11 protein-coding genes are annotated in these 15,495 nt (G+C 65.4%); 8 read left to right on the forward strand and 3 right to left on the reverse strand.

The features are described 5' to 3' along the window. The first annotated feature begins 73 nt into the window (after positions 1-73). The gene (locus tag FRC96_RS20640) at positions 74-361 is read left to right on the forward strand and encodes a YbeD family protein (protein ID WP_230470529.1); all 288 of its coding nucleotides are present in this window, start codon (positions 74-76) and stop codon (positions 359-361) included. 11 nt (positions 362-372) lie between these two features. Here FRC96_RS20640 and FRC96_RS20645 read toward each other — a convergent pair whose 3' ends face one another. From FRC96_RS20645 to FRC96_RS20655, 3 genes are all read right to left on the reverse strand, one after another. Then, positions 373-1,530 (reverse strand): PEGA domain-containing protein, encoded by a 1,158-nt coding sequence (locus FRC96_RS20645; RefSeq protein ID WP_146977432.1) that lies wholly within the window; start codon positions 1,528-1,530, stop codon positions 373-375. 41 nt (positions 1,531-1,571) lie between these two features. Beyond that, a complete protein-coding gene (locus FRC96_RS20650) occupies positions 1,572-3,452 on the reverse strand; it encodes a serine/threonine-protein kinase (protein ID WP_146977433.1) in 1,881 nt (626 codons plus the stop codon). A 163-nt stretch (positions 3,453-3,615) separates the two neighbouring features. Next, a complete protein-coding gene (locus FRC96_RS20655; protein ID WP_230470530.1) occupies positions 3,616-6,507 on the reverse strand; it encodes a thrombospondin type 3 repeat-containing protein in 2,892 nt (963 codons plus the stop codon). A 787-nt stretch (positions 6,508-7,294) separates the two neighbouring features. On the opposite strand from FRC96_RS20655, the gene FRC96_RS20665 reads away from it, so the two are divergent. From FRC96_RS20665 to FRC96_RS20695, 7 genes are all read left to right on the forward strand, one after another. Next, positions 7,295-8,143 carry an MBL fold metallo-hydrolase gene (locus tag FRC96_RS20665; RefSeq protein WP_146977435.1) on the forward strand — a complete coding sequence of 283 codons (849 nt, stop codon included), beginning with the start codon at positions 7,295-7,297 and terminating at the stop codon, positions 8,141-8,143. 20 nt (positions 8,144-8,163) lie between these two features. Next, complete coding sequence (locus FRC96_RS20670) at positions 8,164-8,727, forward strand: peroxiredoxin family protein (RefSeq protein WP_146977437.1); 564 nt, start codon at positions 8,164-8,166, stop codon at positions 8,725-8,727. Further along, a complete protein-coding gene (locus FRC96_RS20675; protein ID WP_146977438.1) occupies positions 8,724-9,818 on the forward strand; it encodes a hypothetical protein in 1,095 nt (364 codons plus the stop codon). Before FRC96_RS20670 ends, FRC96_RS20675 begins: the two co-directional genes overlap by 4 nt. 139 nt (positions 9,819-9,957) lie before the next feature. Continuing rightward, a complete protein-coding gene (locus FRC96_RS20680) occupies positions 9,958-10,737 on the forward strand; it encodes an MlaE family ABC transporter permease (protein ID WP_146977440.1) in 780 nt (259 codons plus the stop codon). Positions 10,738-10,777: 40 nt separating this feature from the next. Continuing rightward, positions 10,778-12,334 carry an MlaD family protein gene (locus tag FRC96_RS20685; protein ID WP_146977442.1) on the forward strand — a complete coding sequence of 519 codons (1,557 nt, stop codon included), beginning with the start codon at positions 10,778-10,780 and terminating at the stop codon, positions 12,332-12,334. A 106-nt stretch (positions 12,335-12,440) separates the two neighbouring features. Then, positions 12,441-14,150 carry a transglutaminase-like domain-containing protein gene (locus tag FRC96_RS20690; protein WP_146977444.1) on the forward strand — a complete coding sequence of 570 codons (1,710 nt, stop codon included), beginning with the start codon at positions 12,441-12,443 and terminating at the stop codon, positions 14,148-14,150. Between the two features lie 236 nt (positions 14,151-14,386). Continuing rightward, the coding region (locus FRC96_RS20695; RefSeq protein WP_146977445.1) for a serine/threonine-protein kinase at positions 14,387-15,495 on the forward strand (1,109 nt) is incomplete at its 3' end.

The following is a 15,495-nucleotide window of genomic DNA, read 5'->3' on the forward strand; positions in this document are numbered from 1 at the left end:
GAGAACGGGTGTCCGGCCGGGATCGTTCCGCCGGCGATGCCAGCGATACACATCAGGGAAAAGGAGGAGCGCCGTGAGCGATCCACAGACGATGATCGACCGCCTCAACGCCATGCACACCTTTCCGGGGCCTTTTTTGTTCAAGGTCATTGGCGAGAATGAGCCGACCTTTGTGAGCCGGGTGGTGCAGGCTGCGATCAACGCCATCGGCGGTGAGGCCGATGTTGACGTTGAGACCCGCGAGAGCGGCAAGGGGAAGCATATCGCCGTGACGCTCTCAGCGCAGGTTCAGGGGCCGCAGGAGGTGCTCGATGTCTATGAGCTGCTGCGTGCGGTGCGGGGCGTGCGCTTTATGATGTAGGCAGGAGAGGGTCAGTCCAGAAGCTCCACAGGAGCGTCGGAGCGCCGGGGAGCGGGCTCCTCGGAGGGGGGGATGGGCTCGTCATCCCCCGAGGACATCACATCCCAGGCGTAGAGCCCGCCGCCGGCCAGCAGGGAGATCGCCGCGCCGATCCAGAGGCCGTTGGCCGTGCGCTGCTGGGAGATGCCCGTGTCGAGAAGTTCACGGTTGACGCCGCCGAAGGCGTTTTGCTGTTGCTCCAGCGCGTCGTAGGTGGCGCTGGCCTGCATGCCCACGATGGCGGCTGCGGCGCCCAGGGCGACACCCACGCCGCCCAGGCCGAGCGCCGCGCTCTGGCGGGGATTTGAGAAGATGCTCCCCTGTCCCATGGCCGAGGCGGGGATGAAGAGGGTGAGCGTCTCATCGGCGGGGATCTCCACGCTCTCGGAGAAGTCCGCGTCGCCGCCGCGAATAGCAAAGGTCGTGGTGCCGGCCTCGACCTCAACGGCACGCTGCAGCGGAAGCGCGTAGCTCTGGCCACCGACGACAAGCGTGGCGCCGGAGATGTCACTCTGTACCATCAGCCGCCCGGTCTGCACGGCGGCGCGCAGGGTCATGGCGAGCTCCTCGCGCTGGCGAGCCTCCAGGGTGATGCTCTGGCGGGCCTGGTCAAAGTCCGGGAGGCTCGCAACGAGGGTGTAGGTTCCCGGGGCGAGGTCGAGTTCGCAGGGGGCATTGCAACGCGCTTCGGTCTCCTCCACGAGGATGGTGGCGCCCTCGGGGGAGCTCGTCACGTTTAGGGTCGCCATGGAGGCGGCGATGGCCTGCTGGATCTCAATGACGGTGTCGGCGACCTCGCCGGCGTTCGGAGCGCCGGGGAGCTCGGAGAGGTAGCGCTGGAAGTACGCCTCGGCCTCGGTGAGCTTTCCGGCCAGACGGTAGGCCTGCCCGACGTTGTAGAGGAGCTCGGAGCGTCCGGAGAGCTCGTAGGACTCCAGGAAGGCCTCGGCGGCCTTGTCGAACTCGTCGTTGTCGTAGAAGGCGCGACCCTCCATGAAGCGCTCGCGCGCCTGCTCCATCGCGTCTTGTGCGAAGACCGGGGCAGGCATCATCAGCGAGAGCGAGAGGGGCAGCGCGCAGGCCACGAGCAGCCGTTTGAAGGTACGAGCGTGTGAGGACGAGGTAGCCATAGAGTTCTCAGCCTTGAGGGCTTAGCGAAGACGCAGGAGGGTTAAAACGCGAAGGGGTCGATGATGTCGTCGCGCTCGGGTTCGGGCTCAGGCGCTTTCTCTTTCTTCTTTTTGGGGCGAGGGGCAGGTTCGCGCCGGGGCTCGGGTTCGGGCTCAGGTTCGACCTCGGGTTGAGGCTCAACCTTCCGACGTGGCTCCTCCCGGCGGCGCTGAGGCTCGGGCTGCGGAGTCGGCTCCGGGTCATTTGCAGCGGTGGCTTCATCTTCAGCGGGCGCGTCGTCGCCGGCGTCGCTCAGCGCGGCCAGCTCCAGGTTGACCTCGTTATCCTCACGCGGTGCGTAGCGAAACTCGACCTCCTCGAAACCGTCGAGTTTCAGCTCATAGAGCGATGTTTCATCGGAGACGGGCAGCTCCAGGGTGATCGGGGTGATGCCGATGAGCTCACCATTTTGGAAGACCCGCGCGCTCTCGGGGGTGGTGGCCAGGCGCAGTGTGGCGATCGGCTCGGGCGCTGCTGCCTCCGGGGCCGGGGCGGCACCGGGAGCTTCGGCGCGCACGATGGCGTCAGCCGGGATGGCGCTGCGCGGGTCGGGGGCCGGAGCTTCCTGGCCGCCGTTCATGACCACGAGCGCCAGCAGGATGACGACGATCAGGCTCATGACGGCGGCGGCGATCGCCGCCGGTGGGATCTTCTTTTTGGCGCTGGTCGGAGCGGCCTGCGCGGGCGCTGCCGGGGCCGCTGCGGCGGGAAACTCACCGGTGTCAGCGGCGCTGGTCGAGGCGCGCATCGGCTGCGAGAAGCCCGCCTGGGCGTGGTGAGCGGCCATCTGGGCTTGAAACGCAGGCGCGCCCACATCGACGGTGTCGCGCTCATCTTCGGCGCTGGCCGCCGACGGGTCGGGCGTGGCGTGCTGACCGGTGTTGAGCGCGGGGCTGGCCGGGGTATGGGGGGCAAGGACACCCGGGCCGCTGGCGGGCCGCGCCTCTTCGGCCCCTGGCGAGAAGTTCTCGTCGATGAAGCGGCTGAGTCGGTTGACCGTGTAGCCCGGCGCGACCTGGTGCAGGGCGCGATCGAGGTCTTGCTTGGCGGAGTAGCCGTCCTGATAACGCTTGTCCGGATCGCGCTCGAGCAACTTCATCACGACCTGATCGACGACCTCGGGCACCTGCGGGTTGAGGATGCGTGGAGGGGTGATCTCCTTGGACATGATGTTGTTGTAGATCTGAAACTCGTTATCGCCCTCAAAGGGGAGGCGGTTGGTGAGCATCTTGTAGATGATCAGCCCGGCGGCGAAGAGGTCGGCGCGGCCATCGATGTCGCTGGTGTTGGCCTGCTCCGGAGCCATGTAGAGGAGCTTGCCCTTGATGACGCCGTGTTGGGTGTGGCTCTCTTTGACGGCGGCCTTGGCCACGCCGAAGTCAATGAGCTTGACGTCACCGGCGTAGCTCAGCAGCACGTTATGGGGGCTGACGTCGCGGTGCACGATCCTGAGGGGGTTACCCTGCTCGTCGGTCTTGGAGTGGGCGACGTGCAGGCCGGCGCAAATGCTGGAGCCGATGTAGACGGCGTGGGGCACCGGTACGGTCTGGCCGCGGCGAGCCATGCCTTTGATGATGTGGGCCAGATCGACGCCGTGGATGTACTCCATGGCGATGTAGTAGGTGTCGTCGATGCACCCCAGATCGTAGACCTGCGCGATGTTGAAGTGGTTGATGCTGACGATGATGTTGGCCTCGTCGATGAGCATCGTGATGAACTCATCGTTTTCGGCCAGGTGGGGCAGGATCTTCTTGATCGCGACGGTTTTCTCAAATCCACCGATGCCCGGCATGGTCGCCCGGTAGATCTCGGCCATACCGCCGCGCGCCACAAGCTGGTGCAGCGTGTAGGGGCCGAACTTTTGGGGGAACTTAGCAGCCATAAACGGACCATCCCTTTGCGCGGTGACCGAACCTGGAGAGCGCTCCCTTTAAAGCGGCCAGCTTATGCCGGTCGGCCGGCGGGAGAACCCTCGCTGCTTCTTACCACAGGGGCGGCGTGGGGCCAAAGGCAGCGAGGGCGCGATCGGGCGCATCGAAGCGCCCTTAAGGGGCGAGTTGCAGCTCGACGACCGGGTCGTCGAAGGCCCCGGCGGGTAGATAGCGCAGTTTGGGGAGCAAGGCGTTGGGGGAGTTGACCCAGAGCATCGCGGGGTTGTCATCGCCACTGGCGGCGAAGACGAGCTGTCGGGGGGACGTGCGGTTGATGCTCGCGGCGTTGATATCTTCAAAACGCCCGGGCAGCGTCACAGGCCCGAAGGTATACGAGAAGAAGGTGCCGCTGAAGCTGAACTCACCGACGACCGTTGCGCCCTCAGCGTCCTGCCAGGTTGTGACGAAGCGCGAGGTGCTGGCCGGGTGATGCAGGCCCTGAGCCCCGGCCGGGATGGCGTTGAGCAGCACCGGTTGAGGCGACTCCGCGCTCAGGTCGATACCGTAGGTCAGCGCGCACTCGCGGCAGTCGCTGTCGTAGGCGTTGAAGATCAGGATGCTGCCGCTCTGCGAGGACTCCCAGATGTGGTCAACGCCGGAGAAGACGGTGGTGACATCGACGTCCGGGTCGATGCGAATCTGGGAGATACGCCAGCGGGAGGTGTCGCCGAAGCGCTGCTGGGTGGCCACATAGGATGCCGGCGCGTCGGTGCCATCCTCGACGATGTTGATGGAGCGCAGCGCGGCGCCCACGTTTCGCTCAAAGAGGAAGGTGTCGTTGGTCAGGTCGTAGACCCCGAAGGACTCGGTCTCTCCGGGGGCCGCGGTCAAGAAGCTCACAAAGCGACCGGAGGGGCTGATGCGCAGGCCGTGCGGATTGATCGTTGCAGGGAGCTCCAGGGCGACCGCGTTCTCCACATCGTTTTTCGTGGCGCGGTAAAGGGTTCGCGAGCCGGCGTCGTCCTCGGTCAAAAAGACGATGTTACGCGAAGCGGGGGTATCCAGCGTTTGGAAGGGGTTGGCGTCGAGCGCGCGCTCGTTGCCGTCGGATGCACCGTCGGCGTCGGCGTCGCCGGTCCAGGTGTTTTTGAGGCCGTTGTTGGACGAGTCGCGGGGGAAGGGGTCGTAGCGGTCGGGGATGCCGTCACCGTCGGTGTCGGAATCGTCGCCGTCGGGGGTCCCGTCGTTGTCGGCGTCCATCGACATGTCGATGGTCTGCGGGTCGGCGCCGTCTTCGCCGGGGATGGTCAGAATGTCGGAGCCGTTGATGATGCGGTCGCCGTCGATATCGTCGTCGCAAGCGTCGCCCATGCCGTTTCCGTCCAGGTCGAGCTGGTCGGCGTTGGCGGTGGTGGGGCAGTTGTCGATGAGGTCACCGACGCCGTCTTCATCGCTATCGATGGCGGCGCTCACCGGATGACAGCCGAAGTAAAGTTCGCGGACTTCGATCTGCTCGGGGGCGTCTTCGGGGCGACCCACCACCCCCAGGCCCATCGCGTGGGGGAGGGTGTAGACGTGTGTCTGGCTCAGTCCTTCGAAGAGCTCGGGGATATCGTAGTCCGCGCGGCGCTGGAAGCTCGAGCCGTTGATTCGGCCGGCCCGACCGCTGTTGCGATCAAAGACGTAGAGCTGGTCTGCGGCGGCCGGGAAGATGACCGGATCAAAGCTGGAGAGATCTTCGGCGAGGTCTTCTTCACCGACGGCGGGAGTCGCAGGCCAGGTGTCGGGGATGCTCACGCGGGTGGCGCTCGAGAAGCCGCCGGTTGGCGAGATGGTGATGGACGTGAGCTCGCGAAGCGCGCTGTCGTACTGGGCCAGTTCGGCGCGATCGTAGGGGGTGGGCAGGAGCTGGAACGGCGCGTTTCGGTCCAAATCCGACACGGACCCCGTGAAGGTTACGCCTCCGTCTCGCAAGAGCTGCAGTCGAAAGATCGCGCTTGATTGCGGGGGGCGGCCAATGCCCGCGACGACCCCCGAGGGCATCGTGACGGCGGCCATCGCGCTCAGGTTCGTGTCGAAGTCGCGCTCGGGGCCCAGGGCGCCACCCGGCATCACGGTGATCCAGTTGCCCGTTTTACGCTCCGAGAGGGGGCTGTGGCCGGGGCTGATCAAGGTGTAGCGATCGGCAACTTGCGTGACCGAGCGCGATACGCCCGGGTAGGGAAGGTCGGCGTATTCGCTCCAGGCGCTCTCGGCGCGATCGAGCACCGCGGCCGCGGTGGTGCGCGCGGGGTCGTCGCTGTTGCTGAGGAGCACGAGCTCGCGATCGTAGATGACCTGTGGCGCGCTGAGCTCTCCGACCGGGAGGGCGACGCGGGGGTAGATGATCAGGCCCTCGGAGGCGTCGGGGTGGCAGGTCGGCTCATCACTGCAGGCGTCGCCGAGACCGTCGCCGTTGCTGTCGAGTTGGGTGGGGTTGACGGCGTCGGGGCAGTTGTCGAGCGCGTCGGTGACGCCGTCGTCGTCTGTGTCGACCAGGCAGGCGCGATCGAGGCGAACGTCGTTGTTGCCAGCGGCCAGGCCGGATTGACGCAGGTAGACACAGCTTAAGTCGTCGCGGCCCACGTTATGCGCGTCGCAGGTTCCACGATCGTCGCAGCCGGGCACGCAGAGGTCTTCGGCGCCGACCTCCGAGCAGAAGAAGCCCGCAGAGCAGGCATCTTCTTCGGCGGAGAAGTCGCAGGGCATCAGGCAGACGTTGGCGCGGCAGACCCCGTTGCCGGCGCATTCGTTGTCGTCGGCGCAGACGCTCCCCGGCTCGCCATCGCCCGGCGGGACATCGGTGTCACCGATGTCAGGCGCATCGGCGTCGGTCTCGACGTCATCGTCGGCGTCGATGCCGGTGTCGTCGGGTAGATCGGTGTCGTCGATGATTCCGGTTTCACCGGCGGCGAAGCCGTCGAAGTCCATCAAACAGCCGCTTGCGCTGCTGCAGAGAAGAAGGAGGGCGAGCGTGGTCAGGCCGGGGGCCTGACGAGCGCGTCGGAGCGTCGAGACGTTCTTCATGGTAGGCCGGGAGTGGGGTGCCGGGGCGGGGAGCAAGGCGCGTTTGGGGCGCGTCCCGCGCGGGCGTTTATGGAGTCCGGGGAACGGTAACACAGCGCAAAAAAACTTTGCAACTAAGTACGCGTTTACGGCCAGCTGGTGGGGATCATCACGGGGAACGAAAACTCGGAGACGAAATCGCGATAACAGGAGGAAGAGCAAACGCCTGTGACCTCCGCACATCGGGTGAGGGGGCGTACACAGGTCTTCCAACAGGGATCACGCAGGGAGGCGGGGATGGGCGAGGGTTTTTGGCGGCATATGTTGGGTCGGGGCGTACAAGGTTCGGGGGCCGCGGTACGGATCTGGGACGGGGATCCACCTGCTGGCGAGGGGAGGTTGTGGGTGGCACCTGGAAGCCTTCGTCCACCGGGTGGCGCGAGCGACCTGTGGTGGTATCGCCCGCTGAGCCTTGACGAGTTGGCGTCGGTGTTGCGTTTTGTTGGCGAGGCGCACGTTCCGCCGATCATGCAGGTGGTGATGGTCACACCCTCATTGTGGGTGCCGTCTCCACGGCGTTGTGCGTCGGCGTTGCGTGTCGTGTTGAGCGCGCAGCCTGCGTTGGACGTAGGTGTTGTGGCCGAGGCGTCCCAGCCCCGTTGGTACGCGGCGCTGCGGCGTGAATTGCATCGCTGCGAGGTGCGGGTGGAGGGGCCCGAGAGGCAAAGGCGCTAGCACGTCGGCAGCGCTTAACGCATATACCGTGGCCCATGTGCGTTTCGACGGCGAGGGCTCACTTCACGATGAGATGACCGAGAAGCCAGGAGAGAAGGCGATGAGCGTGGAGACGATCGCAAGCAGCGTGAGTGATAACTTTTTTTATGCGGTGGTCGACACCCATGGGCGAGCGGCGTTGATCGACCCGATCGACGCCGAGGTGGCGGTCGCGCGGGTGCGGGACGCGGGCTGGGAGCTTGAGTGGGTCGTCAACACGCACTGGCACCCGGACCATGTGGCGGGAAACGCCGGGGTGCTGGCGGCCTTCCCCGACGCGCAGGTGGTGGGTCCGGCCGGCGATCGGGAGCGCATCGACGCCCAGTTTGCCGGGGAGGCTCGCGGCGGCGTCGAGGTGGAGATGCGCGGTGGCGAGTCGCTGCGTGTGGGTGGGCTAACCCTGGAGGTGCTTGATACGCCCGGTCATACCGCGGGGCATGTGAGCTTGAGGTGTGGCAACCATCTCTTCAGCGGGGATGTGATCTTCTCGGGCGGTGCCGGCCATTGCCGTGCCGGCGGGGATGTGGGCGTGCACTTTTCGACCTTCGCGCAGGTGCTCGGCGCGTTGCCCGACGCCACAGTCTTCTACCCCGGCCACGACTACACGGCGCGCAACTGTGAGTTCATTCTCTCCATCGAGCCGGAACATCGTGAGGCCAGGGCGGTGTTAGAGCAGGCGAAGGCGATGGGCCCCCGCGAGCGCTTTGAGAGCACGCTGGGTCAGGAGCGCGCCTACAACCCCTTCCTGCGATGTGCCGATACGGGCTTGCGTAAGGCGCTTTCGTCGCGCTACGGGGAGGCGCTGGAGGCTGCCCGGGCGCAGGCTCAGAGCGAAGATGAGGCGGTGTTTCGGTGTCTGAGGGCGCTTCGAGACCGCTGGTAACCACCAACGAGCAGGACCCTATGTTCGACCGACAGTTACGATGGATGATTGTGGCGGCGCTGGTGGCGCTAATCGCGGGCGTGGGCGGATCGTCGTGGTATTTTTACCGCGATCCGGGCCTGCTCGACGCGGTGGTGGCGCTGGATGGGCAGTGGGTGGACCGCGCTGCGCCGGGCTTTGAGCTTCCGGACCGCCAGGGGCAGATGCACGCCCTCTCCCGCTACCAGGGGCAGGTGGTCTTTTTGAACTTCTGGGCGAGCTTCTGCGAGCCCTGCCGAAAAGAGATGCCCTCGATGGAGGCGCTGGTGCGCCAGTATCGCGACCAGGGGATGGTGATGGTCGCGGTGAGCCTGGATGCGGAGTGGGCGGAAGTCGACGGCTTTATGCAGGAGTTTTTGCCCGGTCAGCGCAGCGCGATGACGGTGCTCCTGGACGCCGAGAACCAGGTCAGCCGCCTCTACGGCACCGAGATGATCCCGGAGACCTACATCATCGATCGCGACGGCACCGTCATCGCGCGCTTCGTGGGCGACTACGATTGGACGCGTCCCGAAGCGCGGCAGCTGATCGAGGCCTTGCTATGAGCAAGGGGTATGCGAGCGTGCTAACGTGTGGGGTGTTTCTGATGGCCTTCGGTCCCGGGGTGAGTGCGGAAGAGCCCGCGCGCCTGACCGAGCAGGCCCAGATCGATGCAATCTGCGCGTACAGCTCGCCGAACATGCCCGAGATGACGACGGGTACGGATGGCGAGGGCGCGCACGATGCGGCGTCCTCGGAGATGACGACGTCCTCGGAGCTTGTCTCCGCCGAGGCTGATCGCGGCGAGGGCGCGGAGCGCCGGTGTCCGGACGAGGCGCATACCCGCTACTATGAGGCGCGCCGCGAGGTGGTTCATCGCCTCTATGAGCTCGACATCTACGGGGTCGATGAGTCGTCGCTGGGCTACGATCGGGTCAGCGGCCTGCTCAGCGTAAGCGGGTTTCGCTACCACCCGGTGGTGGGCGCCGGCGACACTCTGCGGTTTCGCAATGAGTGCGTGCTCTACTTCGAGGTGGGAGAAGAACAGGTTGAAGATGTGATGACACGCGCGGCGATGGGGGAGGTGTTTCTGCGCGTGGAGGTGTTGCTGGCGGCTCATGATGACTATGAGCAGACCTTCTGTGAGGCGGGCGAAGACGGACAACGCGTGGTGGAGAGCGATCTTCTGCGTGCCGAGCTTGTCGATGCCAGTGACGGTGTGCTGGCGACCTACCGCACCGAGTTCGGACATCAGTGGCATTTGCAGCAGCGCGCGCTGGCCGGTGTCGGTATGGAGCGAGGCGAGCGCGCCGCCCCGCAGGTCGAGGTCAGTGACCTGATGTGGTGGTCGGGTGAGCATCCCATCGAAGATGAAGCCCTTGAGGCGCAGGAGGCGACCTGGCGAGGGCGCGTGGAGCGTGCGGTCTACCCCTGTTACGTGCGCGCGCTGGCGGAGAATCGTTCGCTGCAGGGGGCGGTGGTCTTGAAGATGTCGCTCGACGCTAACGCGGCAGGCGCGCAGGTGCTGCTCGACACGCTGCAGCGACCTACGCTTCAGGGGTGCATTCGCGAGCGCGTCTCTGCGCTGGCTGCACGAGACGATCTTCCCTCCCAGGCCGACGCGCTGAAGGTGACGGTGCTGATGCGGCGCCGTTAATTGCCCGATTGATGCAGGGTGGGACGGTTGGAAGTGACCGCGACGCTGTCACTGTGGTAAAGCCCTCTGCGAAAGTTCGCTTTACGACGGTGGTTGGTTAGGGGCGCTCGCCGGGGCTCTCCGCGACATGAAGAGCGCGATGTTAAAGCGCGGTATTGAAAGGGTGGGGGAGAAGGTCATCGGCGCGATCGAAGAGATCGGTCAGCTGGCGACGATGCTCTTTTCGGCTCTGGTGTGGATGTTTCGGCCTCCTTTCCGGGTGCGCGTCGTCTTCCAGAGCTTTGAGTCGGTGGGGGTGGGGAGCCTTTTTATCGTATTGCTCACCGGGCTCTTTGCCGGGCTTGTGCTGGCGTATCAGTCCGACATGGCGTTTCGGATGTTCAACGCCGAGACGCTGGTGGGGGCGACGGTCGCGATCAGCCTTCTGCGCGAACTTGGCCCGGTGTTTACCGGGTTGATGGTCGCCGGGCGTACCGGCAGCGCGATGACGACCGAGCTTGGCACGATGCGTGTCACCGAGCAGATCGATGCGATGGCGGTGATGGCCGTCAACCCCGTTCAGTACCTGGTGATGCCACGTATTCTGGCGACCACGTTGATGGTGCCGGTGCTCAACATGCTCTTTAATTTTGTGGGGATTGGCGCCGCCTACCTGTTGTCGGTGGAGGTGATGAACTCCGATCCGGGGATCTTCCTGCATCACATTACCCGCTTTATCACTGCTCAGGATTTTCTGTTCAGCACGATCAAGGCGGCGAGCTTCGGGCTGATCATCGGGCTGGTGGGGTGCTACAAGGGGTTCTATGCCTCGGGCGGCGCCAAAGGTGTTGGCGAGGCGACCACCTCGTCGGTGGTGACCAGCAGTATTTCGATTTTGTTGGTAGACTACGCCCTGACCGTGTCGATGTGGTCGCTTTGAAGCCGGTCGTAGAGATGTCTCGCAGTGAGGCGGTAACGCAATGAAGTTAGCCGATGTAATGACGCCATTTAAGGTGGGGCTGCTGGTGATTGCCGGGGTGGCTGCGACCATCGTGATGGTGACGCTGCTCAGCGGTGATATGGACATGGATGCTGAGGCGTCCAAGCGCTATTACGCCCACTTCGACGATGTGACCGGTCTGGCGGTGAAGTCCCGCATTCAGATGGCGGGTATCCCGGTGGGTACGATTGATGCGATTCGTCTCGATGGCAGCCGTGCCCGCGTGGAGGTCTCGGTACGCGGCGATATCGTGCTCTACGAGGGGCAGCTTAACCCGGATGGTCTCGACACCAACGGCGCGGCGCTGGCCAAGCGCCAGGCCAGCCTCATTGGCGATTACTATTTGGAGCTGACGCCTGGCACCGAGGGGCGCGTGCTGGAGAACGGCGACCCGATCCGCAACATCATCAAAGATGTGGGGCCGGACGAGCTCTTTGAGCGTCTCAATGACATCACCAAAGACATTCAGGCGGTGACCAACTCGCTGGCCACGGTGTTTGGTGGCGAGGACGCTCAGCGCAGCATCCAGCAGATGCTCGACGATATGCAGAGCGTGCTGGCGACGCTCAATCAGTTTGTGGCCACGAACAGCGTCAAGCTCGACCAGCTGGTGACGGATGCGTCGAATATCGGGCGAGATATCAGCTTTTTGACCGCCCGCGGCTCGGAGTCGATCGATACGATCCTGCGGGATACTGAGGCGATTGTGCAGGAGGTGCGCTACATCATCGGTCAGTCGACCACCGATGTGCAGGCGGGCCTGGGCACGATGCAGGGGACGCTGGCGCGGCTGCAGCGCACGCTGGACTCGCTCAACTACAGCCTGCAGAACGTTCAGGACATCACCGAGAAGATCAACGAAGGGGAGGGCACCGTTGGCGAGCTCATCAACAACCCGACGATCGCCTACCGCACCGAGCAGATCCTGGATGACGCCGGCGACTTCCTGGGCCGGGTCACGCGCCTGCGCACGATCGTGGAGCTTCGCAGCGAGTACCACCTGCAGAATCAGCAGCTCAAAAACGTCTTTGGGCTGCGGCTCGAGCCGAACGAAGACAAGTATTATATGTTTGAGTTTGTCGATGACTTCCGCGGCTCCACCTCGGTGGTGACCGAGCGGGTGAACACGACCGACCCCTCGGTGGATGACGCGCTCTACCAGGAGACGCGCACCACCACGACCGATGAGTTTAAGTTCAGCCTGGTGCTGGGGCGCTCGTTTCAGGCCGCGGACTGGCTGCGCCTGGGTGGGCGCTTCGGGATCATCGAGAGCACCGGCGGAATCGGTGCGACCGTGGGGCTGTTTCCCGACAGGCGGCTTGAAGTTCAGACGGACCTCTTTGACTTCAGCGCCGCCGAGAATCCTCGTCTTCGCGCCTACGGCACGTACCGCTTTCTGGAGTTTGCGTACATCTCCGGGGGCATTGATGACGTGATCAATCCCGATCGGCGCGACTACTTCATCGGGGCGGGGATTCGCTTTGATGACGAAGACTTGAAAGCGTTGTTGACGACCACCGGTGTTCCCACGCCTTGAGCACGCGATAATTCCGGGTGATGTGGGCGCTGCGGCGACGCGCGGGTCGCGATCTTCGGGGTTGTAAAGGCTCACAACCATCACCGGCGGCGCGTGGGAGAAGGGTGTGCGACGAGACAAAGCTCAGCGGTGGCCATGGCGGGCGATGGGAGCGGCGGCCGCGGTGGTGTTGGTGCTGCCGGCGCTGCTCTGGGCCCAGGAGTCCCGACGCGGCGACCGATTGTTGCATCGCCACCTGGACGCTGAGCGTTTTGAGGCTGTCGATAGCGATGCCTCCGGGGTGGGCGCTGCGGCAGGCGGGCAGGGTAGCGCGGGGCCCAGCCCCTGGAGCGGCGAGGGGCAGCCGGGCTTGAGCGTCGAAGCCGGCGCCCAGGAGTGGTTCTGGACGGCGGATGGGCCTGTGGCGCAGTCGCCGCTGGAGCCTCCGCACGGCGGGCTCGATCCGGCCACGGGAAACGCCACACTTGATACCAACACCGACCGGGTCAGCGCGCTGGATTATCAGGCGAGCTTTGAGCCCAGCGTGGTGCCCTGGAAGCGGGGTGTGGCCCATGACGGGGTGACACGTCAGACTGATGGCACCTACAGCACGCGCCGGCGCTCCTCCTCGTTGACGTCGGTTCCGGTCGGGGGCGGAGCTGCGAGGGGCAACGAGGATCGTTTCTGGGGGAGTTTTCTGGTGCGGATGGAGGCCGGTCGCGCGCACCCGATTCCCAGCGTGGCGCCCGACCAGCGGGTGGTGCAGGTGCTCGCCGAGCCGCTGGTGGACGTGGAGGTGCTGCGCGATGGCGCCGACAACTTCTATTTGCGCGGCGATGTCGACGGCGTGGTGCGGGTGAACCTGGAGCTGGCCGTAGACCGATTTTACTTCGATGGGGCGCTCCATGAGGACGTGAGCTGGGGGCAGTTTGCGTCGCCGGAGCGCGTGCTTGGCGACGCCGATGCGCGCGCGGTGGCAGCGCGTGTGCTGGGGGCGCGAGGCATCGATCGGGGGCTCGCACCGGTGGACGCGCTTCGCGCGCTGGTCGGCTACTACCGCGACTTTGAGGCGCGCCCGTTCCCGCAGGATGAGGTGGGCGGCGACCGCTACGAGGCGATCTCCACATTGCAGGTGGGGGTGTGCCGTCACCGCGCTCTGGCGTTTCTGGTCAGCGCGGGCTCACTGGGGCTGGAGAGCCGCTATGTGTACAACGAGGCGCATGCCTTCGTCGAAGTTCGGTGGCCGGGTCAGGGTTGGCGGCGCATCGATCTGGGCGGGGCGGCTGACGGGTTCAACTACCAGAACATGGGGTCGAACTCGGTGCATCAAGGTGGGCAACGCGACGGGTTTCCGCAGCCGCAACGCTACCTCGATGAGATCATCGCGCTGGAGACTGGCGAGCAGGGCGATGGGGCGATGAGCGACGCCGCCTACGAGTTGGAGGCGGAGGCGGGCGTCGAGCACGCCGGGGACGCGTCATCTGAGGATGCCCCGATGTCGGCTCCGGGAGCGCCTGAGGCAGCTCTCGCCAGTCCGCCGGCTGGCGAGTCGCGCGAGCTTGCGATGGCCGCGGAGGCGCCCCGGGTGGAGATCCTCGAAGCCAGCGGGGAGGTGATGCGGGGCGCGGCGATGCGCGTGCGCGGTCGCGTGATGCGAGGGGAGGCGCGTCGGGTGGAGGTGCTGCTGGTGCCGGCAGGGACCGCCGGTTTTGAGCGCGGCGTGCCCCTGGGAGAGGCCGAAGTGCAACGCACCGGCGAGTTTGTGGGGGAGTGGTCTGTACCCCGGCAGGTGAGCCTCGGGCGGTGGGTGCTCAAGGCGCGCCCCGTTGAGGAGTAAGGCGCAGACCCTCGCAAGTGCGGAAGCGCGGCGTCACGGGTTGATTCGAAGGGCGCGCGTGTTAGACTTCTCGCACTGGAAACGCTGAAGTGGAAGTCCACACGTTGTGAGGGGGACTTCTCTGGCAAGTCGTTTGTGACTGAGCGAGGAAGTTTCGTCGTAGGCTCGGCCGCGTGGTGAAACGCGATGGTTCGGGGCAGCGCTGCGTGCGCTGGCCGGCCTTACGAGGACGTGCGATGCGACTGGATGATCTCAATGGACGGGTGATCGCGGGGCGTTTTGAGCTCAAAGAGATGATTGGAAAGGGGGGCTACGGCGCGGTGTTTGAGGCGCGGCAGCTCTCGGTGGATCGGCGTTGCGCGGTGAAGGTGCTCTTACCGGGCCGAGCCGATGATCATTGCGTGGAGGAGCGGTTTCGGGCCGAGGCGCGGGCTACGAGTCGACTGACGCATCCGCACACACTCGTGCTCTATGACTTCGGGGTCGATGAAGAGACGGGGTTTCTTTTTCTGGTCACGGAGTTTCTCGATGGTCAGACGCTTGATGAACTGCTGGATCTGGAGCAGACCATCGCGCCGCAGCGGGCCGTGGCGATCCTCTCCCAGGTGGCGCACAGCCTGGAGGACGCCCATCAGCAAGGGTTGGTGCACCGCGATGTGAAACCGAAAAATATCATGTTGGTGGAGCGAGCCGGGCAGCGCGACTTTGTTAAAGTGATCGACTTTGGCATCGCCAAAGCGCTGACCGGGGCGGGGGAGGATGAGGGGCTAACGCAGACGGGCACCCTGGTGGGGACGCCCCAGTATATGGCGCCGGAGCAGCTTCTGGGCGGGGAGGTCGACGCGCGCTCCGACCAATACGCGCTGGCCGTGGTGGCCTACCGGATGTTGACCGGGCGCAACCCATTTTCGGCGGCGACCCCGATGGAGACGGCGCTTCGCCATATCAACGAGCGGGCCTTGCCCCTGCGCACGTATTGCCCGGAGCTTCGGGTAAGCCAGGCCTTTGAAGACGTGATGTTGCGGGCGCTGGAGAAGGCACCGAAGCATCGCTTCGCCTCAACGGTGGCGATGGTCGAGGCGCTCCGAGAGGCCCTGGGAGACACTCCCGACACCGCGTTTCAAGACGCCGCCGAGAGCGGGCAGCGCACCACCGAGGACTGGCCGCAGCTCAGCGCCCAGGTTGCCGCGGCCCACACCCGGGTGCTCGACACGGTGGACACCGGCCAGGAGCGCACCGCGGCCACACGCCAGCTCGCCGCTTCCGGGGCGGTCGACGTCGGCGAGGCCGAACCCGGGGAGGCGGCTGGCGCGGCGGAGCCAGCTGTTTCGCTCGGAGCGCCGGG

This window comes from Lujinxingia vulgaris (assembly GCF_007997005.1).
Taxonomy (GTDB): Bacteria; Myxococcota_A; Bradymonadia; order Bradymonadales; family Bradymonadaceae; genus Lujinxingia.